This window comes from Ectopseudomonas khazarica (assembly GCF_017915135.1).
Lineage (GTDB): Bacteria > Pseudomonadota > Gammaproteobacteria > Pseudomonadales > Pseudomonadaceae > Aquipseudomonas > Aquipseudomonas khazarica.
The window spans coordinates 1,484,497-1,502,894 of sequence record NZ_CP068551.1 but is presented as its reverse complement, the minus strand read 5'-3'; the positions used below and the strand labels follow the sequence as shown (position 1 = coordinate 1,502,894).

19 protein-coding genes are annotated in these 18,398 nt (G+C 64.6%); 9 read left to right on the top strand and 10 right to left on the bottom strand.

What is annotated here, in order from left to right; translation table 11 throughout:
* From JLK41_RS06935 to JLK41_RS06925, 3 genes are all read right to left on the bottom strand, one after another.
* Complete coding sequence (locus JLK41_RS06935; protein ID WP_210390649.1) at positions 1 to 789, bottom strand: DUF899 domain-containing protein; 789 nt, start codon at positions 787 to 789, stop codon at positions 1 to 3.
* A 31-nt stretch (positions 790 to 820) separates the two neighbouring features.
* Positions 821 to 1,183 carry a YciI family protein gene (locus tag JLK41_RS06930; RefSeq protein WP_037056978.1) on the bottom strand — a complete coding sequence of 121 codons (363 nt, stop codon included), beginning with the start codon at positions 1,181 to 1,183 and terminating at the stop codon, positions 821 to 823.
* A gap of 109 nt (positions 1,184 to 1,292) precedes the next feature.
* Positions 1,293 to 2,009, bottom strand: a complete 717-nt coding sequence (locus JLK41_RS06925; protein ID WP_037056975.1) for a UTRA domain-containing protein — start codon at positions 2,007 to 2,009, stop codon at positions 1,293 to 1,295.
* A gap of 316 nt (positions 2,010 to 2,325) precedes the next feature.
* On the opposite strand from JLK41_RS06925, the gene JLK41_RS06920 reads away from it, so the two are divergent.
* From JLK41_RS06920 to JLK41_RS06895, 6 genes are all read left to right on the top strand, one after another.
* Positions 2,326 to 3,384 (top strand): ABC transporter substrate-binding protein, encoded by a 1,059-nt coding sequence (locus tag JLK41_RS06920; protein ID WP_210390648.1) that lies wholly within the window; start codon positions 2,326 to 2,328, stop codon positions 3,382 to 3,384.
* A 186-nt stretch (positions 3,385 to 3,570) separates the two neighbouring features.
* Positions 3,571 to 4,377: an alkaline phosphatase family protein gene (locus tag JLK41_RS06915; RefSeq protein ID WP_037056972.1), complete on the top strand. Its 807-nt coding sequence runs from the start codon at positions 3,571 to 3,573 to the stop codon at positions 4,375 to 4,377.
* Entirely contained in the window at positions 4,374 to 5,219 is an 846-nt protein-coding gene (locus tag JLK41_RS06910) for an ABC transporter permease (RefSeq protein WP_047587656.1), read from the top strand. The genes JLK41_RS06915 and JLK41_RS06910 overlap by 4 nt, the downstream gene beginning before the upstream one ends.
* Complete coding sequence (locus JLK41_RS06905; protein WP_047587654.1) at positions 5,206 to 6,003, top strand: ABC transporter permease; 798 nt, start codon at positions 5,206 to 5,208, stop codon at positions 6,001 to 6,003. Before JLK41_RS06910 ends, JLK41_RS06905 begins: the two co-directional genes overlap by 14 nt.
* The gene (locus tag JLK41_RS06900) at positions 6,000 to 6,986 is read left to right on the top strand and encodes an ABC transporter ATP-binding protein (RefSeq protein WP_037056963.1); all 987 of its coding nucleotides are present in this window, start codon (positions 6,000 to 6,002) and stop codon (positions 6,984 to 6,986) included. The genes JLK41_RS06905 and JLK41_RS06900 overlap by 4 nt, the downstream gene beginning before the upstream one ends.
* Positions 6,986 to 7,639, top strand: coding sequence for an HAD family hydrolase (locus JLK41_RS06895; RefSeq protein ID WP_037056961.1), 654 nt, complete (start codon positions 6,986 to 6,988; stop codon positions 7,637 to 7,639). The genes JLK41_RS06900 and JLK41_RS06895 overlap by 1 nt, the downstream gene beginning before the upstream one ends.
* Here JLK41_RS06895 and JLK41_RS06890 read toward each other — a convergent pair.
* Complete coding sequence (locus tag JLK41_RS06890) at positions 7,626 to 8,504, bottom strand: LysR substrate-binding domain-containing protein (RefSeq protein ID WP_175254368.1); 879 nt, start codon at positions 8,502 to 8,504, stop codon at positions 7,626 to 7,628. The genes JLK41_RS06895 and JLK41_RS06890 overlap by 14 nt on opposite strands.
* A gap of 142 nt (positions 8,505 to 8,646) precedes the next feature.
* On the opposite strand from JLK41_RS06890, the gene JLK41_RS06885 reads away from it, so the two are divergent.
* Positions 8,647 to 9,489, top strand: coding sequence for a bifunctional allantoicase/(S)-ureidoglycine aminohydrolase (locus JLK41_RS06885; RefSeq protein ID WP_037056954.1), 843 nt, complete (start codon positions 8,647 to 8,649; stop codon positions 9,487 to 9,489).
* A gap of 190 nt (positions 9,490 to 9,679) precedes the next feature.
* On the opposite strand, the gene ahpF is transcribed toward JLK41_RS06885, so the two are convergent.
* From ahpF to JLK41_RS06870, 3 genes are all read right to left on the bottom strand, one after another.
* Positions 9,680 to 11,236: an alkyl hydroperoxide reductase subunit F gene (ahpF, locus tag JLK41_RS06880; RefSeq protein WP_037056949.1), complete on the bottom strand. Its 1,557-nt coding sequence runs from the start codon at positions 11,234 to 11,236 to the stop codon at positions 9,680 to 9,682.
* Positions 11,237 to 11,491: 255 nt separating this feature from the next.
* Positions 11,492 to 12,055 carry an alkyl hydroperoxide reductase subunit C gene (ahpC, locus tag JLK41_RS06875; RefSeq protein WP_037004971.1) on the bottom strand — a complete coding sequence of 188 codons (564 nt, stop codon included), beginning with the start codon at positions 12,053 to 12,055 and terminating at the stop codon, positions 11,492 to 11,494.
* A gap of 155 nt (positions 12,056 to 12,210) precedes the next feature.
* Positions 12,211 to 13,173: an NAD(P)H-quinone oxidoreductase gene (locus JLK41_RS06870; protein ID WP_210390647.1), complete on the bottom strand. Its 963-nt coding sequence runs from the start codon at positions 13,171 to 13,173 to the stop codon at positions 12,211 to 12,213.
* Between the two features lie 128 nt (positions 13,174 to 13,301).
* On the opposite strand from JLK41_RS06870, the gene JLK41_RS06865 reads away from it, so the two are divergent.
* On the top strand, positions 13,302 to 15,383 hold the full coding sequence (locus JLK41_RS06865; RefSeq protein ID WP_167494368.1) for a carboxy terminal-processing peptidase: 2,082 nt from the start codon (positions 13,302 to 13,304) through the stop codon (positions 15,381 to 15,383).
* A gap of 101 nt (positions 15,384 to 15,484) precedes the next feature.
* A complete protein-coding gene (locus JLK41_RS06860) occupies positions 15,485 to 17,242 on the top strand; it encodes a bifunctional diguanylate cyclase/phosphodiesterase (protein ID WP_037057446.1) in 1,758 nt (585 codons plus the stop codon).
* Here the strand turns inward: JLK41_RS06860 and JLK41_RS06855 are convergent.
* Genes JLK41_RS06855 through JLK41_RS06845 form a run of 3 tightly spaced genes read right to left on the bottom strand, consistent with a single transcriptional unit; the run spans position 17,231 to position 18,394 of the window.
* A complete protein-coding gene (locus JLK41_RS06855) occupies positions 17,231 to 17,716 on the bottom strand; it encodes a tetratricopeptide repeat protein (RefSeq protein WP_210390646.1) in 486 nt (161 codons plus the stop codon). The genes JLK41_RS06860 and JLK41_RS06855 overlap by 12 nt on opposite strands.
* Positions 17,709 to 18,074, bottom strand: a complete 366-nt coding sequence (locus JLK41_RS06850; RefSeq protein ID WP_037057444.1) for a hypothetical protein — start codon at positions 18,072 to 18,074, stop codon at positions 17,709 to 17,711. Before JLK41_RS06850 ends, JLK41_RS06855 begins: the two co-directional genes overlap by 8 nt.
* Entirely contained in the window at positions 18,071 to 18,394 is a 324-nt protein-coding gene (locus JLK41_RS06845; protein WP_175254371.1) for a helix-turn-helix domain-containing protein, read from the bottom strand. The genes JLK41_RS06850 and JLK41_RS06845 overlap by 4 nt, the downstream gene beginning before the upstream one ends.
* Positions 18,395 to 18,398 lie beyond the last annotated feature (4 nt).

Genomic DNA, 18,398 nt, shown 5'->3' with positions numbered 1-18,398 from the left:
TCAGGTTCGGGCCTTGTGGGCGCAGCAGTCGTGCACAGGCGCACGCTGCTCGTACTCGTCGTGCAAACGGGTCCAGTCGAGGCCCTTGCCATCCAGATCCGGCATGCCGTCCCAACCCTCGCCGCGACCAAAAGGCGTGAGGTCGAGGAAATGGAAGCTGCCCATCAGCATCTCCACGCCCCGGCCATAACAGGAATAGGTGTGATAGATCTGCCCGCCGTCGCGCAGGAACACGCTCAGTCCGTGCTGCTCGCCCTGGACGTGGTAGCCCTGCCCCAGGCGCAGCAACTCCTCCTTGTCGCGGTAGTTGTACTGCACCGGCGCGACCTGCTCGTCGGTGGTGGCGTGGTAGTCGTAGTTGAAGCGGCTGCCATGGGAGCTGTACCAGGGCAGCGACCAGCCCATGCGTTGCCTGAAGGCTTCGAGATCGGCCAGCGGTGCACGCGAAACCAACACCAGGTTGGTGTCGCGTTGATGCAGGTGGGACTGATGGCCGATGCTGTCCACCAGGCTGGAACACCCGGCGCAGCCCTTGCCACAGTCCATGTGATACATGAAGTGGTAGACGATCAACTGGCTGCGGCCGTCGAACAACGCCTCCAGCCCGACCTCGCCTTGCGGCCCCTGGAAACGGTAGTCCTCCTCCACCCGCACCATGGGCAGGGCGCGACGGGCACGGTTGAGCGCATCACGCTGGCGGGTCAGTGCCTTTTCCTGCTCCAGCAATGCCTTGCGGGCGGCCAGCCATTGTTCACGCGTGGCGACCTCGGGGACAGGGTGACGATCCATGACGGTTCTCCTGTGGCTGAACGACGGTGGCTCAGTGTTGCGCGGCGGGGTCGATATCCAGGTCACGTACCGGTCGCACCTCGACGCAACCGACACGGGCAGCGGGAATGTGGCCGGCGAGCTGAAGCGCCTCGTTGAGATCGCGCGCCTCGATCAGATAGAAGCCGGCCAACTGCTCCTTGGTTTCCGCGAACGGCCCATCGGTGATCGTCAGCCTGCCAGCGCGCATGCGCACCGTGGTGGCGGTCTGCACCGGCTGCAGCGCCTCCGCCGCGAGCATGCGCCCGCTGCCCTGCACCTGCTGGGCGTAGGCGTGGCACTCACTGTCATGGGGGCTGTCGGGGGAGCTGTGCAGCTCCTGCTCATTGGCATAGACGAGGCAGAGGTATTTCATGTCGCGCTCCAGTTCCTTGGCGGTGGGTACTGGATAGTCGAACGCGACGACGCCGTTTCGACAATGGCCGAAAAAACAGCGTCGAAGCCGACGAACGGTCAGGCGCGAACTACTGCGGCACCTCGACGCTGACGTGGATCGCGTCGTGGCGCCAGAACTCCAGGTCGCAGTCGATGATGCGCCCATGCTGGTCGCGATTGACCCGGGTGACCCGCAGCGCCGGGCTGCCTGGCGCCACCCGCAAGCTGGCCGCTGCCTCGGCGTGCAACGCGGTGGGCACCATGTCGAAGCGCACCCGGCCGTAGTGGATGCCGTACTCGCTGGCATACAGGTCGGTCAGCGAGCGCGTCAGGTCGAATTCGAGAATGCCGGGAAAATAGGCCGGGTTCAGGTAATGCTCGACGTACAGCACCAGGCGCCCGTCGATGCGCCGCGCCCGGCACACCTGGTAGACGCTGGACAGCGCCGGCAGCTCCAGCAACTGGCAGACCTGCGCACTGGCCGGCATCAGCCTCGCGCTGAGCACCTCGGTGGCGGGCACCCGCCCCTGTTCGGCGACCATGGCATGGAAGTGGGTGCGGACCAGCGGGTTGTAAGACACCCGCTGTGGAGAAACGAACCAGCCACGGCGCTCCTCGCGATACACCAGCCCCTGAGCCTCCAGCTGACCCAGGGCCTCACGCAGGGTGATGCGGGTGGTGTCGAACAGTTCGCTGAGCTTGCGCTCGGCCGGCAACTTGCTGCCGGACGGCAACAGGCCCCGGTCGATCTGCTCCTGCAATGCGCGGCAGATGATGGTGACCGCTCGCGGCGCTTCATCGCGCATCAATTTCTCCCCTTTTGGACTAGTCCAGCCCCAACACGGGGCACACGTCATTCGCTCGAATGGGTGACAAGACTAGGCAGTCTAGATGACTGATAGATGACAGCTATGCTGCAAGCATGCCGCATGCCACCACGACCTTCGTGCACAACCCGTTAAATCAGTTACTTATCCATGGTCTACGCTTGCTGAGCGCGCCATCCGTACAGGCCTAGACATCTGCAGCTGGCAAACGGACATAAAACTGTCATCGAAGGCGCTTAGATTGGCTCGGGTATTGCTGATCTAGACCAACACACACACCGCAAAGGAGTTTCCGATGAAACAACTGCTGCTGGCTTCTCTGATGGGTTCGGCGATTGCCCTCGCCACTTCCGCCATGGCTGCAGGCACCGACCTGCAAGCGCTGGAAAAAGCCGCTCGCGCCGAAGGCGCGGTCAATAGCGTGGGTATGCCCGACAGCTGGGCCAACTGGAAGGACACCTGGAACGACCTGAATAGCAAGTACGGCCTCACGCACTCCGACACCGACATGAGCTCGGCCCAGGAGATCGCCAAGTTCGCCGCCGAGAAGGACAACGCCACCGCCGACATCGGCGACGTAGGCGCCGCCTTCGGCCCCATCGCCGTGCAGCAGGGCGTGACCCAGCCCTACAAGCCGAGCACCTGGGAACAGATCCCGAGCTGGGCCAAGGATGCCGACGGCCACTGGATGCTGGCCTACACCGGTTCCATCGCGTTCATCGTCAACAAGCAACTGGTCAAGGACGTACCGAAGTCCTGGGCCGAGCTGAAGAACGGCAAATACCGCGTCGCCATCGGTGACGTCAGTGCCGCCGCCCAGGCCGTCAACGGCGTACTGGCTGCAGCCATCGCCAACGGCGGCGACGAGAAGAACATCCAGCCGGGCCTGGACTTCTTCGCCAGCATCGCCGAACAGGGCCGCCTGTCGCTGTCCAACCCGACCATCCAGACTCTGGAGAAGGGCGAAGTGGAAGTGGGCGTGGTGTGGGACTTCAATGGCCTGTCCTACCGCGACCAGATCGACCCCAGCCGCTTCGAAGTGCTGATTCCGTCCGATGGCTCGGTCATCTCCGGCTACAGCACCATCATCAACAAGTACGCCAAGAACCCGAACGCGGCCAAGCTGGCGCGTGAGTACATCCTTTCCGACGCCGGCCAGATCAACCTGGCCAAGGGTAACGCCCGGCCGATCCGCGCCGAGCACCTGACCCTGCCGGCCGACGTGCAGGCCAAGCTGCTGCCCAACGAGCAGTACGCCAAGGTCCAGCCGATCAAGGACGCTGCGGCCTGGGAAGCCACGTCCAAGGCGCTGCCGCAGCTGTGGCAGGAGCACGTCATCATCAACATGGAGTGATAGGTTGAGGCACAGGGTGGACCGGGGCGCGTAGCTGACGCCCCACCCGTACACCATTCGATACCGCGGATGGTGGATGAAAAGAGCGTCATCCCCCCTGCGCACGACAAACGCCGCTCCCTCGGGCAGTACCTGTGGGAGCGGCTTCAGCCGCTAAGCGCTTCCATCGTTTTCAGGATTTCCCCCATGCCTTCCAAGGTCATCCTCGTCGTGCTCGACGGCCTCAGCCATTCGGTCGCACAACACGCCATGGGCCATCTGCATGCCTGGTGCCAAGCCGGGCGGGCGGCCTACTACCGCCTGGACTGCGAGCTGCCGGCGCTGTCGCGCCCGCTCTACGAATGCATCCTTACCGGCGTACGCCCGATCGACAGCGGCGTGGTGCACAACGACGTCTCGCGCCTGTCGCGTGAGCACAGCCTGTTTCATTACGCGCGCGATGCCGGCCTGACGACCGCCGCCGCGGCCTATCACTGGGTCAGCGAGCTGTACAACCGTTCGCCCTTCGTCGCCGTGCGCGATCGCCACAGCAGCGATCCGGGCCTGCCGATCCAGCACGGCCATTTCTACTACGCCGACCACTACCCGGACTCGCACCTGTTCGTCGACGCCGAGAGCCTGCGCCTGCAGCACGAGCCGGACCTGCTGCTGGTGCACCCGATGAACATCGACGACGCCGGGCACAAGCACGGCCTGGACAGCCCGCAGTACCGCAACGCGGCACGCATGGCCGACGTGCTGCTGGCCGACCACCTGCAGAACTGGGTCGATGCCGGCTACCAGGTGCTGGTCACCGCCGACCACGGCATGAACGTCGACCGCTCGCACAACGGCCTGCTACCGGAGGAGCGCCAGGTGCCGCTGTTCGTCATCGGCGACGCCTTCAGCCTCGACGCGGCCGCCCGCCCACGGCAGGTCGAACTGTGCGGCAGCATCTGTCAGCTGCTCGGTGTGCCCCATGACAAACCCTACTGCGCGGAGCTGTTGAAATGAGCGCGCCGTCTTCCCTGCGACGCTGGTTACCGCTGCTGTGCCTGCTGCCTTTCGCCGTGTTCTTCCTGGTGTTCCAGGTCGCGCCGCTGGTGTGGGTGGCGGTCAACAGCCTGAACGGCCCCAATGGCTGGGGCCTGGGCAATTTCGAGAAGATCTTCGCCTCCAAGTTCTACCTGCAGGCGATCAAGCACAGCCTGCAGATCGCCTTCTGGTCGAGCCTGTTCGGCATGGCCATCGCCATCCTCGGCAGCTACTCGCTGCGCCAGGTGGACTCGAAGCTGCGCGACTTCGTCATCGCCTTCTCCAACATGACCAGCAACTTCGCCGGCGTGCCGCTGGCCTTCGCCTTCATCATCCTGCTCGGCTTCAACGGTGCGCTGACCCTGCTGCTGATCCAGGCCGGGCTGATCGAGGGCTTCAACCTCTACTCGAAGAACGGCCTGATCGTCCTCTACACCTACTTCCAGATTCCCCTGGGCGTGCTGCTGCTCTACCCCGCCTTCGACGCCCTGCGCCAGGACTGGCGCGAGTCAGCGGCGCTGCTCGGCGCCGGCACCTGGGACTTCTGGCGCCACATCGGCCTGCCGGTGCTGACCCCGGCACTGCTCGGCACCTTCGTCATCCTCCTGGCCAATGCCCTGGGCGCCTACGCCACGGTGTACTACCTGACCACGGGCAACTTCAACGTGCTGCCGATCCGCATCGCGGCGATGGTCTCCGGTGACATCTCGCTGAACCCGAACCTGGCCAGCGCCCTGTCGATGATCCTGGTCGGGCTGATGGTGCTGATCACCATCGTTCACCAGCTGCTGCTGAAAAGGAGCAACCATGTCACGCGCTGACGCCCCTGCCGCCAGCCTCTACCACCGAGTCGTGGTCTGGCTGCTGTTCCTCATCCTGCTCCTGCCGCTGGCCGGCACCCTGCTCTACTCGCTGTCCACCAGCTGGTCGGCGACCATCCTGCCGGATGGCCTGACACTGAAGTGGTACGCCGCCCTGTGGAGCGACGAGCGCTTCCTGCGTGCCTTCGCCCAGTCGCTGCTGGTCTGCGTCGGCGCCCTGGCACTGTCGGTGGTGCTGATCCTGCCGCTGATGTTCGTGGTGCACTACCACTTCCCCAGGCTCGACACGCTGATGAACGTGCTGATCCTGCTACCGTTCGCGGTACCGCCGGTGGTGTCCTCGGTGGGCCTGCTGCAGCTCTATGGCTCCGGCCCGCTGGCAATGACCGGCACGCCGTGGATCCTGTTCGGCTGCTACTTCACCATCGCCCTGCCGTTCATGTACCGCGCCATCAGCAACAACCTGCAGGCGATCAACCTGCGCGACCTGATGGACGCTGCCCACCTGCTCGGCGCCAGCACCTGGAAGGCGGCCTTTCTGGTGGTGCTGCCGAATCTGCGCAAGGGCCTGATGGTGTCGCTGTTCCTCTCCTTCAGCTTCCTGTTCGGCGAGTTCGTCTTCGCCAACATGCTGGTCGGCACCCGCTATGAAACGCTGCAGGTGTACCTGAACAACATGCGCAACAGCAGCGGCCACTTCAACAGTGCGCTGGTGATCTCCTATTTCTTCTTCGTCCTGGTCTTCACCTGGGCGGCCAACCGTTTGAACAGGGACAAGGCATGAGCTTCCTGAGCATCCAAAACCTGCATAAAAGCTACGGCGACACCCGCATCTTCAGCGACATCAACTGCGAGATCGCCCAGGGCGAGTTCGTCACCCTGCTCGGCCCCTCCGGCTGCGGCAAGTCCACCCTGCTGCGCTGCATCGCCGGACTGACCGGCGTCGATGGCGGGCAGATCATCCTCGGCGACCAGGACCTGGTGCCGCTGACGCCGCAGAAACGTGGCATCGGCATGGTGTTCCAGAGCTATGCGCTGTTCCCCAACATGACCGTGGCGCAGAACGTCGCCTTCGGCCTGCGCATGCAGAAAGTGGCCAGGGCCGAGAGCGACAAGCGCGTGCAGGAAGCCCTGGACATGGTCGAGCTGGGCGAGTTCGCCACACGCTACCCGCACCAGCTTTCCGGCGGCCAGTGCCAGCGCGTGGCCCTGGCCCGCTCGCTGGTCACCCGTCCGCGCCTGCTGCTGCTCGACGAGCCGCTGTCGGCCCTCGACGCCCGCATTCGCAAACACCTGCGCGAGCAGATCCGCGCCATCCAGCAGGAACTGAACCTGACCACCATCTTCGTCACCCACGACCAGGAAGAGGCGCTGACCATGAGCGACCGCATCTTCCTCATGAACGCCGGCAAGATCGTCCAGAGCGGCGACGCCGAGACCCTCTACACCGCCCCCGTGGACGCCTTCGCCGCCGGTTTCATCGGCAACTACAACCTGCTCGAGGCCGATGCCGCCAGCCGCCTGCTGGAGCAGACGGTGAGTTCGCGCGTGGCGATTCGTCCGGAAGCCATCGCCTTCGCCGAGCATGGCATCGGCGCGAAAATCGTCAGCCACAGCCTGCTGGGCAACGTCGTGCGCTACCGCATCGACGCCCGCGGTGTGGAGCTGTTCGTCGACGTGCTCAATCGCTCGGCGGATGAACTCTACAGCTGCGGCCAGCAGGTCAGCCTGCAGATCGATGTCGGCGCAATCCGGGAGGTGGCGTGATGGCCCTGGTCATATTCGATCTGGACGAAACCCTGATCCACGGCGACTGCTCCACCCTGTGGACCGAGGAAATGGTGAAGATCGGCTGGGCCGATGGCGATTCCTTCATCAGCCACGAGCAGGAGCTGATGCGCCAGTACGCCAGCGGGACCCTGGCCATGGAGGACTACATGGCCTTCACCCTGTCGCCGCTGGTCGGGCGCACGCCCGAGGAGGTCGCCCACGTGGTCGAGCCCTTCGTCGAGGACGTGATCGAGCCGATCTTCTACAGCGACGCCAGCCGCTGCCTGGCCCGGCACCGCGAAGCCGGCGACCGCCTGCTGGTGATCTCCGCCTCGGCGCACTTCCTGGTCAGCGCGATTGCCGAACGCTTCGGCATCGGCGAAGTGCTGGCCATCGACCTGGAACAACAGCGGGGCTTCTACACCGGACGCACCGAAGGCGTGCTGACCTATCGCGAAGGCAAGGTGACGCGCCTGCATGCCTGGCTCAGCGAACAGGGCGAGAGCCTGGCCGGGGCCGCCTTCTACTCCGACTCGCGCAACGACCTGCCGCTGCTGCAACTGGTGGAAAAGCCCTTCACCGTCAACCCGGACCCAGTCCTGCGCGCCCACGCCGAACAGGCGGGCTGGCCGATCCTCAACTGGCGCTGAGCGCGCCAGCCGGGGCCTGCATGATCCCTTCGCACGCCTCGATCAACGCCGCCGCCAACTCACGCGCATAACCGGGCAACTGGTTGCGCGCGTGCAGGGCCACTTCCACCGGCGCCACGGCGGCAAAGCCTTCGGTAGCCCCCAGTTCGCGGTGCGCCGCGGTGATCAGGCGGCGCGGCAGCAGGGTCAGGCCCAGGCCGCCTTCGGCCGCCGCGCTGACACCCGGCAGGCTGCTGCTGACATAGGCGATGCGCCAGGGCTTGCCCATGGCATCCAGGGCGTGGGTCATTTCCAGGCGATACAGGCCGTTGGGCGGGAACACCGCCAGCGGCACCGGGTTGCGCGCCAGCACCGGCCGTGCGCGGCTGTCCAGCCAGGCCAGGGGCTCGGCCCAGCTGGCCAGCCCCTTGGCGCTGCCGGCGCGCTGCTTGATCAGCGCCAGGTCCAGCTCGCCAGCGTTGAACGCACGCCACACGTCGTGGCTGAGGCCGCTGGTGATCTCCAGGCGGATGCCAGGGTGCGCGTCGGCGAAATCAGCCAGGTAAGGGGTCAGGCTGTTGGCCGCGAAATCGTCCGGCACGCCGAGACGCACCTCGCCCTCCACCGCACTCTGGCCCAGCGCGAGCAGCGCTTCGTCCATCAGCGCAACGATGCGATTGGCATAACCGAGCAGGCGCTCACCTTCGGTGGTGGTCACCACGTAGCGGCCGCTGCGGTCGAGCAGCTCGGCGCCGATCTGCTCCTCCAGACGCCGCACCTGCTGGCTGACCGTGGACTGGGTCAGGTGCAGGCTGGCCGCGGCACGGGTAAAGCCACCGGTCTGAACCACGGCGAGAAAGCTGCGCAACAGCACGGGATCGAGCATACCGACACCTATCATGAAACCCACTGACAAGGATTCTACTATTTAATTTCCGAATCCAGGCGCAAATTCCTATAGTGCATGGGAGACCGTTTTCCGCGCCGGGTCGATCCCGGTGCCTTTCACCCGCCGAGGCAATCTCTCGATGAGCAAATCGCCCTACTACTACGCCCCGCATGGCGGCCATCCCGGTCAGGAGCAACTGCTGACCGATCGCGCCATGTTCACCGAAGCCTACGCCGTGATCCCCAAAGGCGTGATGCGTGACATCGTCACCAGCCACCTGCCGTTCTGGGACAACATGCGCATGTGGGTCATCGCCCGCCCGCTGACCGGTTTCGCCGAAACCTTCTCGCAGTACATCGTCGAAGTCGCCCCCAACGGCGGCAGCGACAAGCCCGAGCTGGACCCGAGCGCCGAAGGCGTGATCTTCGTCGTCGAAGGCGAGTGCAACCTGACCCTGAACGGCACCCGGCATGCCCTGCGTCCGGGCAGCTACGCCTTCATCCCGCCACAGAGCGACTGGTCGCTGCGCAACAACGGCAGCGAAGCGGTGCGTTTCCACTGGCTGCGCAAAGCCTACCAGCCCGTCGAAGGCGTGCCCTACCCGGAAGCCTTCGTGACCCACGAGCAGGACATCGAGCCGATCGTCATGCCGGGCACCGAAGGTCGCTGGAGCACCACGCGCTTCGTCGAAATCAGCGACATGCGCCATGACATGCACGTCAACATCGTCAACTTCGAGCCGGGCGGCGTGATCCCCTTCGCCGAGACCCACGTCATGGAACACGGCCTGTACGTGCTGGAAGGCAAGGCGGTGTATCGCCTCAACCAGGACTGGGTCGAGGTCGAAGCCGGTGACTTCATGTGGCTGCGCGCCTTCTGCCCGCAGGCCTGCTACGCCGGTGGCCCGAGTCGCTTCCGCTACCTGCTGTACAAGGATGTGAACCGCCAGATGCCGCTGACCCTGGGCGGCCTCAAGCGCTGAGTGCAGGAGTGGCTCTAGCCGCGGGCTGACGAACCGCCGCGGATTGCATCCGGCTACACAACCGTAGCCCGGAGGAAATCCGCGGCATGCAACATGAACACCTGCAGCGTCGGCCGCGAGGCAGTCACCGCAATACGCCCATGACGACAAAGGCCACCCGAGGGTGGCCTTTGTCGTTCCAGCGCGCTGATCAGCTGTGGCGGATCAGGTGATCGAAGGCGCTCAGCGAGGCCTTGGCACCCTCACCCACGGCGATGACGATCTGCTTGTACGGCACGGTGGTGACGTCACCGGCAGCGAAGACGCCCGGCACGCTGGTCTGGCCCTTGGCATCGACCACGATCTCGCCGAAGCGGTTGAGCTCGAGGGTGCCCTTGAGCCAGTCGCTGTTGGGCAGCAGGCCGATCTGCACGAAGATGCCTTCCAGTTCGACCGTGTGCAGCGTTTCGCTGGTGCGGTCCTTGTAGACCAGCGCGTTGACCTTCTGGCCATCGCCCTTGACCTCGGTGGTCTGCGCACTCTTGATCACGGTCACGTTCGCCAGGCTGTACAGCTTCTTCTGCAGCACGGCGTCGGCACGCAGGGTGTCGGCGAACTCCAGCAGGGTCACATGGGCGACGATCCCGGCCAGGTCGATGGCCGCCTCGACGCCGGAGTTACCGCCACCGATCACCGCCACGCGCTTGCCCTTGAACAGCGGGCCGTCGCAGTGCGGGCAGAAGCACACGCCCTTGGCCTTGTACTCCTGCTCGCCAGGCACCCCCATCTCGCGCCAGCGTGCGCCGGTGGAGAGGATCACGGTCTTGGCCTTGAGCGAGGCGCCGTTCTCGAACTGCACCTCGTGCAGGCCGCCTTCGCCATTGGCCGGCACCAGCGCGGAGGCGCGCTGCAGGTTCATCACGTCGACTTCGTATTCCTTGACGTGTTCTTCCAGGGCGCGCACCAGCTTCGGCCCTTCGGTTTCCTTCACCGAAATGAAGTTCTCGATCGCCATGGTATCGAGCACCTGGCCACCGAAACGCTCAGCAGCGATGGCCGTGCGGATACCTTTGCGCGCAGCGTAGATGGCCGCCGAGGCGCCAGCCGGGCCACCGCCGACCACCAGCACATCGAAGGCTTCCTTGGCGCTCATCTTCTCGGCGTCGCGGCTACCGGCCTTGGTGTCGATCTTGGCGAGAATCTCCTTCACTTCCATGCGGCCGGAAGCGAATACCTCGCCGTTCAGGTAGATGCTCGGCACGGCCATGACCTGGCGACGCTCGACTTCTTCCTGGAACAGCGCACCGTCGATGGAGACGTTGCGGATATTGGGGTTCAGCACTGCCATCAGGTTCAGCGCCTGGACCACGTCCGGGCAGTTCTGGCAGCTCAGCGAGAAATAGGTCTCGAACTCGAAGCGGCCTTCGATGGCCTTGATCTGGGCAATGGTATCGGCGTCCAGCTTCGACGGGTGGCCACCGACCTGCAGCAGCGCCAGCACCAGCGAGGTGAACTCATGGCCCATGGGGATGCCGGCGAAGGCGACGCCGGTGTCTTCGCCCGGACGATTCAGGGCGAACGAAGGACGACGGGCATCGCTGCCATCGGTCTTCAGGGTGATCTTGTCGGTCAGGCCGACGATATCGTTGAGCAGGCCAAGCAGCTCCTGGGATTTCGCGCTGTCATCGAGGGACGCGACGATCTCGAACGGCTGGGTGACCTTTTCCAGGTAGGCCTTCAACTGGGCTTTAAGATTGGCGTCCAACATGGCGAACAGTCCTCAGAAACAAAAAATTCGGGCAATAAAATGCCCGGACGGATCGCGCCCGGGCATCGGGCACCACAAGGGCCGGTGATGGCCCAAACAGCGCAGGTAGCAAGTGCAAAACGGGTTTCAGAGCGTCGCGAGCGACGGCCAGGCAAGGCGTAATCCGATGAGGGCGCGGAATGTACCGACGTACATCACAAGCCCGAGTCCGATTACCCCGCTGCCTGGCCGAGCGCAGCAGCTCTGAAGCCGTTCTTAGATCTTGCCGACCAGGTCCAGCGAAGGAGCCAGAGTGGCTTCGCCTTCTTTCCACTTGGCCGGGCAAACCTGACCCGGGTTGGCGGCGGTGTACTGAGCGGCCTTCAGCTTGCGCAGGGTCTCGGACACGTCACGGGCGATTTCGTTGGAGTGGATTTCCAGGGTCTTGATCTGGCCTTCCGGGTTGATGATGAAGGTGCCGCGCAGCGCCAGGCCTTCTTCCGGAATGTGCACGCCGAAGGCGTTGGTCAGCTGGTGGGTCGGGTCACCGATCAGCGGGAACTGAGCCTTGCCAACGGCCGGCGAAGTTTCGTGCCAGACCTTGTGCGAGAAGTGAGTGTCGGTGGTCACGATGTAAACCTCGGCACCCGCCTTCTGGAACTCGGCGTAGTTGTTGGCGGCGTCTTCGATCTCGGTCGGGCAGTTGAAGGTGAAGGCAGCCGGCATGAAGATCAGCACGGACCACTTGCCCTGCAGGGACTGCTCGGTCACTTCGACGAACTCACCAGCGTGGAAAGCGTTGACCTTGAACGGTTGAACTTGAGTATTGATGAGGGACATCTCTGACTCCTTCTGAGGTTTCTGTGAGGGTTGAAAATTTACGGTTGCTATCTTAGCTACCTAACGGAAAAAAGCTTATTGATTACGGCCATGATATCGATTGATTGCACCAATCGATAACGAAGCCCGCGCCAGACGCGGGCTGCAGCCCTGGCTCAGGCCAGGTCGGGATCGATCAATAGCGCCAGTTTACCTGCGACTTGGTTACCAGCGAGTGTCTCGAACGCCACTTCGCTGTCTTTGATCGCAAAAGTGCGCTCCAGTTGCGGCCGCAATCGGCCTTCGGCGAACAGCGGCCAGACTTGCTGCTGCAGGTCATGCAACAGATCCGCCTTGAACTGATCGTCGCGGTTGCGCAGGGTCGAACCGATCAGCTGGATGCGCTTGCCCAGCACCTGCGCCAGGTCCAGCTTGGCCTCGCGCCCGCCCATCAGGCCGATGTTGATCCAGCGCCCGTCACGCGCCAGCAGCTCCAGATTGAGGGCCGCATACTGGCCACCGACCGGGTCGAGGATCACGTCGAACGGCCCGAAATCGCTGAGCGCCTGGAGATCTTCGCCACGCAGCGCGCCGCCCTGGGCGCCGAGTCCTTCACAGTAGGCCAGCCGCTCGGCGGAGCCGACGCTGACCCAGCAGGGGCTGCCGAACGCCTTGCACAGCTGGATCGCCGCCGAGCCCACACCACTGGCACCGGCATGCAACAGAACCTTCTCGCCAGGATGCAGCGCGCCGAGCTGAAACAGGTTGAGCCAGGCCGTGGCATACACCTCGGGGACCACGGCGGCCTCGACCAGGCTGAGGCCCTCGGGCACCGACATGGCATGGCGTGCATCGACCACCACCTCTTCGGCCATACCGCCGCCCGCCAGCAGGCAGCAGACCCGATCCCCCACCTGCCAGGCGCTGCCGGCGCCTACTTCGGTGACCACGCCGGAGCACTCCAGGCCCAGAGCCTGGCTGGCCCCCGGCGGCGGCGGGTAGAGCCCCGCGCGCTGCAGCAGATCGGCCCGATTAAGCCCTGCGGCGGCGACCTTCACTCGAATCTGCCCCGCGTCGCAGGCCTGGGTGGGTTGTTCCAACCACTCCGCACGCCCTTCGACGCCTTGCAATGCCTTCATGCTGCCTCCATAGTGCAAGTGAAACGAGCCTCGCGCCTTGCGCGAGGCTTTCGTCTAGCGCCAACGGAACCTGGCGCCCTCAGATACGGCCTAATATGCGTTATCACCTGCCACTACGTCGAATCCGCATGAAACGCTCTCTAGCAAGTACCGCCCTCGCCCTAGTACTCGGCTTCAGTGCCTTGCCGCTGGCGGCCAAGACCACTCCAGCGACCAGCTGGGACTACCTGCAGCCGGACCGCGATCAGGTGATTGCCAGTCTCAACGTCGTGGAGCTGCTCAAGCGCCACCACTACAACAAGCCGCCGCTCAACGACGAGCGCTCGATCAAGATCTACGACAACTACCTGAAGTTGCTCGATCCATCGCGCAGCTACTTCATGGCGTCGGACATCGCCGAATTCAACCAGTGGCGCAACCAGTTCGACGACCTGCTCAAGAGCGGCAACCTCGAACCGGGCTTCGCCATCTACCGCCGGCACCTGACGCGCCTGCAGGAGCGCCTCGACTTCGCCCTGGCCGAGCTGACCAAGGGTGTCGACAAGATCGACTTCAGCGTCGACGAGGACCTGCAGGTCGACCGTGAGAAAGCGCCCTGGGCGAAGGACCGTGCCGAGCTCGACGACCTGTGGCGCAAGCGCGTCAAGGATGAAGTGCTGCGACTGAAGATCGCCGGCAAGGAAACCAAGGACATCCAGGAGCTGCTGACCAAGCGCTACAAGAACCAGCTCAAGCGCCTCGAGCAGACCCGTGGCGAGGATGTGTTCCAGGCCTACATCAACGCCTTCGCCACCACCTACGACCCGCACACCACGTACCTGTCGCCGGACAACGCGGAAAACTTCGATATCAACATGAGCCTCTCGCTCGAAGGTATCGGCGCCGTGCTGCAGAGCGACAACGAGCACGTCAAGGTGGTGCGCCTGGTGCCCGCCGGCCCGGCGGAGAAGAGCAAGCAGATCGCACCGGCCGACAAGATCGTCGGTGTCGCCCAGGGCAACGACGAAATGGTCGACGTGATCGGCTGGCGCCTGGACGAAGTGGTCAAGCTGATCCGTGGCCCGAAAGGCTCCACGGTACGCCTGGAAGTCATTCCGGCCAGCAACCCGCCGACCGACCAGACCAGCAAGGTGGTCACCATCACCCGCGAGGCGGTGAAGCTCGAAGAGCAGGCGGCGAAGAAGAAGGTCCTGCACCTCAAGCAGGATGGCCGCGACTACAAGCTCGGGGTGATCGAACTGCCGGCCTTCTACCTCGACTTCAAGGCCTTCCGCGCGGGCGACCCCAACTACAAGAGCACCACGCGTGACGTGAAACAGCTGATCGACGAGCTGCGTGCCGAGAAGGTCGACGGCCTGGTCATCGACCTGCGCAACAACGGTGGTGGTTCCCTGCAGGAAGCCACCGAGCTGACCAGCCTGTTCATCGAGCAGGGCCCGACCGTACTGGTACGCAACGCCGATGGCCGCGTCGACGTGCTGGCGGACGAGAACAAGGGCATCTACTACAACGGCCCCCTGGCCGTACTGGTCAATCGCCTCTCGGCCTCCGCCTCGGAGATCTTCGCCGGCGCCATGCAGGATTATCACCGCGCACTGATCCTCGGCGGCCAGACCTTCGGCAAGGGCACGGTGCAGACCATCCAGCCGCTCAATCACGGCGAACTGAAGCTGACCCTGGCCAAGTTCTACCGTGTATCGGGGCAGAGCACCCAGCACCAGGGTGTACTGCCGGACATCGCCTACCCCGATGTGATGCACACCAAGGACATCGGTGAGAGCGCCCTGCCCGCCGCCATGCCCTGGGACAGCATCCGCCCGGCGATCAAGCCGGAGCTGGACCCGATCAAACCGTTCCTCACCCAGTTGCAGAGCAAGCACGACCAGCGCACCGCGCAGGACCCGGACTTCCTCTTCACCCGCGCCAGCATCGACCTGTCGAAGCAGCTGATGGCCGAAACCACCGTCAGCCTCAACGAAGTCAAACGCCGTGCGCAGCAGGCCGCCATCGAGGCCAAGCAGCTCAAGCTGGAGAACGATCGTCGCGTGGCCAAGGGTGAGAAGCCTCTCGCGGAACTGGCCAAGGAAGACGAAGACGCCCTGCCCGTTGAAGACAAGGGCAGCAAGCCGGAAGACGACGCCTATCTGTCCGAGTCCGGCCACATCCTCATCGACTACCTGAGCCTGAACCCGTCCCTGGCCATCCATTGACCAGGGATCAGGGAACGTCATCAAATTGTCATCGAACTGTCGTGAAATGCAGGGGCCGGCTAAAAAGCCGGCCTCTTCGTTTCCGGCAGATCGAGAACACCATGACCGTCACCGAGCAGTTGAGCGCCTTGGGGAACATCCTCGCTCACGGCGACCTCAGTAGCCTGTTCCAGCCCATCGTCTCGCTTTCCGAGCAGCGCATCCTCGGCTACGAGGCGCTGACCCGTGGCCCGTCCAACAGCCCGCTGCACTCGCCCCTGACCCTGTTCGCCGTCGCCCGCCATGCCGGCCGCCTGAGCGAGCTGGAAATGGCCTGTCGCAAGAGCGCGTGCCGGGGTTTCAGCGCACTGGGGCTGGAGGGCAAGCTGTTCCTCAACGTCTCTCCCGAGTCGCTGCTCGACCCCAGCCACCAGCCCGGGCGTACCCTGAAGCTGCTGCAGACCTTCGGCATACCGCCCAGCCAGGTGGTGATCGAACTCACCGAGCAGTCGCCGACCGAAGACTTCGCGCTGCTCGACAATGCCCTGCACCACTACCGCGCCATGGGCTTCTCCATCGCCCTGGACGACCTTGGCGCCGGCTATTCCAGCCTGCGCCTGTGGTCCGAGCTGCGCCCGGACTACGTGAAGATCGACCGCCACTTCATCGACGGCATCCACCAGGACGCGGTGAAGCGCGAGTTCGTCGGCTCGATCCTGAAGATGGCCGAGGCCTCGCGCGCACAGGTCATCGCCGAGGGCATCGAGCTGACCGAAGAGCTGACCGTACTGGCCGAGATGGGCGTCGATCTGGTGCAGGGCTACCTGCTGAGCCGGCCGCAGGAAAAACCGCCACGGGACGCCCGCCAGTTGCTGCCACAACTGCAGAGCACGCAGCACAGCAGCCTCAACGAGGACAACCATGACCTCAGCGCCCTGCTCAACGAGCAACCCGCTGTCGACCAGCGCACCGCCATCGCCGAGGTGCTGGATCTGTTTCGTGCCCAGGCCAATCTGAACTCACTGGCGGTGCTCGACGAGCAGCAACAGCCGGTAGGTATCGTGCACCGCCATTCGCTCTCCGAAGCGCTGCTGAAACCGTTCGCGACCGATCTGTTCGCGCGCAAACCGATCAGCCGCCTGATGAGCCAGGACTTTCTCGCGGTGGAACTGAAGCAATCGCTGCAGAAGGTCAGCCGCCTGCTCACCAGCCGCGCGCGGCAGCGCATCGAAGAGGACTTCATCATCATCCAGGGCGGCCGCTACCTCGGCCTGGGGCGGGTGATCGACGTGCTCAAGCTGATCACCGAACAGAAGCTGCAGCAGGCGCGTCATGCCAACCCGCTGACCCTGCTACCGGGCAACGTGCCCATCCAGCAGTGCCTGAGCCGGCTGCTGCAACAACAGCGGGAAGCGGCGGTGTGCTATGTCGACATCGACAGCTTCAAGCCCTTCAACGACCTCTACGGCTACGCCAAGGGCGACGAGGTCCTGCTGTGCCTGGCACAGTGCCTGAACGAGCGGGTGGACCCGGCGCGCGATTTCGTCGGTCATATCGGGGGCGATGATTTCATGCTGGTGCTCGGCTCGACCGACTGGCGCGAAAAGCTCGGTCGCCTGATCGAGGACTTCCAGAGCCAGTGCCGCCGCTTCTACCGCGAAGAACACCTGCAGGCCGGCTGTTTCGTCGCCCACAACCGTCACGGCCAGCGCCAGGAATACGCCCTGCTGTCGCTGTCCATCGGCGTGGTGCACGTGAGCAAGGAAGACTGCCTGCAGCTCGACGCCTCGCGCCTGGCGGAACTCGCCTCCGAAGCCAAGCGCCACGCCAAGGCCGTGCCCGGCTACAGCCTGCACATCCTCGCCGGATCAGCCAGCTGAAGCCTGCGTCTCCTGCGCCAGTGCGGCATGCTGCTCGGCCAGGGCCCGATCAGGCGTGACGCCCGGTGCGCCGTCGAGATACACCTGGCTCAGGCGCCGCGCTGCCAGCGGATGGCCGGCTGCCAGCGCCATCTCCCACCAGCGCACCGCCTGCACACCGTCCGGCGCCTGTCGCGTGTCACCCTGCAACGCCTGCACACCCAGCTGATAAGCGGCCTTGCCGTCGCCGCCGCTGGCAGCCAGGCGCAACAGCCTCAGCCCCTCCTCGCGCGCACCGAGGCCCTGGCCGCGAAACAGCAGGATATGGCCGTAGAAGCTTTGCGCCGGGGTATCGCCCAGGTTGGCCATGCGCCCGTACTGGCCCTGCATCCACTGCCACAGGCGCGGCTGGCGCAGCGTCCACGACCAGTGGAACAGGCGCCGGGCCAACCAGTAGCCCAGGCGCGCGCGCACCTGCCAGAGCAGCCTAGACATCGACGGGATAGTCGAATTCGAACACCCGGACCACCTCTGCGGCATGCCAGGATGCGGCCGCCACGCCATCGGAGGCTCCGCTGAAGCGCCCCAGGCGCATCACGCAGTCGAAGAAGCCGGTACGCGGCAGACGGCTGGCCCCCTGGCTGATGACCAGCGCGCTGCGCAGTGGCCGTTCGGCACGGGCATCCAGCGCCGCCAGATGCTCCAGTGCTGCGGTCAGGGTCTGCATGGCCGGTGTCGGCAGGTCGAGGCGCTCGATCAGCGCCCGGTAGGTAAGCAGATGGCGCTGCCGGCGCGCATCATCGAGTTCGTCAAGCAACGCCTGCCAGTGTTGGCGACTGATACGTACGCTCAAGACCAGCCCTCCAACCCCAGCGACCATGCCAGGGAGCGCAGGATGGCCGCATCCGGTTGGCGCTCGCCACGCTCGATCATCGCCAGATAGTGCGGGCTGATACCGACACTGCGCGCCAGTGCCTCGGCCGTCAGCCCCTTGCCTTCACGCAGTGCCCGCAGTTGATCGAGCCCGGGTCTCACGGCCTCCGGATCAGGCTGTTCGCGACCGGATTCGACGGCAGGCTGGTGTCCTGCGGCCTGCAGCAGGGCCTGATAATCGGCCCAGGGCAGTACCGCGTACTCCGGCTCACCATCGCGGGCAATGATTTGCACACTCATGAGT

Excerpts from the sequence above, each read along its gene's own strand:
- JLK41_RS06925 (WP_037056975.1), bottom strand. The coding sequence starts at position 2,009 with ATGCGCGATGAAGCGCCGCGAGCGGTCACCATCATCTGCCGCGCATTG.
- JLK41_RS06910 (WP_047587656.1), top strand. The coding sequence starts at position 4,374 with ATGAGCGCGCCGTCTTCCCTGCGACGCTGGTTACCGCTGCTGTGCCTG.
- JLK41_RS06895 (WP_037056961.1), top strand. The coding sequence starts at position 6,986 with ATGGCCCTGGTCATATTCGATCTGGACGAAACCCTGATCCACGGCGAC.
- ahpF (WP_037056949.1), bottom strand. The coding sequence starts at position 11,236 with ATGTTGGACGCCAATCTTAAAGCCCAGTTGAAGGCCTACCTGGAAAAG.
- JLK41_RS06900 (WP_037056963.1), top strand. The coding sequence starts at position 6,000 with ATGAGCTTCCTGAGCATCCAAAACCTGCATAAAAGCTACGGCGACACC.
- JLK41_RS06890 (WP_175254368.1), bottom strand. The coding sequence starts at position 8,504 with ATGCTCGATCCCGTGCTGTTGCGCAGCTTTCTCGCCGTGGTTCAGACC.
- JLK41_RS06865 (WP_167494368.1), top strand. The coding sequence starts at position 13,302 with ATGAAACGCTCTCTAGCAAGTACCGCCCTCGCCCTAGTACTCGGCTTC.
- JLK41_RS06935 (WP_210390649.1), bottom strand. The coding sequence starts at position 789 with ATGGATCGTCACCCTGTCCCCGAGGTCGCCACGCGTGAACAATGGCTG.
- JLK41_RS06930 (WP_037056978.1), bottom strand. The coding sequence starts at position 1,183 with ATGAAATACCTCTGCCTCGTCTATGCCAATGAGCAGGAGCTGCACAGC.
- JLK41_RS06845 (WP_175254371.1), bottom strand. The coding sequence starts at position 18,394 with ATGAGTGTGCAAATCATTGCCCGCGATGGTGAGCCGGAGTACGCGGTA.
- ahpC (WP_037004971.1), bottom strand. The coding sequence starts at position 12,055 with ATGTCCCTCATCAATACTCAAGTTCAACCGTTCAAGGTCAACGCTTTC.
- JLK41_RS06860 (WP_037057446.1), top strand. The coding sequence starts at position 15,485 with ATGACCGTCACCGAGCAGTTGAGCGCCTTGGGGAACATCCTCGCTCAC.
- JLK41_RS06915 (WP_037056972.1), top strand. The coding sequence starts at position 3,571 with ATGCCTTCCAAGGTCATCCTCGTCGTGCTCGACGGCCTCAGCCATTCG.
- JLK41_RS06870 (WP_210390647.1), bottom strand. The coding sequence starts at position 13,173 with ATGAAGGCATTGCAAGGCGTCGAAGGGCGTGCGGAGTGGTTGGAACAA.
- JLK41_RS06885 (WP_037056954.1), top strand. The coding sequence starts at position 8,647 with ATGAGCAAATCGCCCTACTACTACGCCCCGCATGGCGGCCATCCCGGT.
- JLK41_RS06905 (WP_047587654.1), top strand. The coding sequence starts at position 5,206 with ATGTCACGCGCTGACGCCCCTGCCGCCAGCCTCTACCACCGAGTCGTG.
- JLK41_RS06855 (WP_210390646.1), bottom strand. The coding sequence starts at position 17,716 with ATGTCTAGGCTGCTCTGGCAGGTGCGCGCGCGCCTGGGCTACTGGTTG.
- JLK41_RS06920 (WP_210390648.1), top strand. The coding sequence starts at position 2,326 with ATGAAACAACTGCTGCTGGCTTCTCTGATGGGTTCGGCGATTGCCCTC.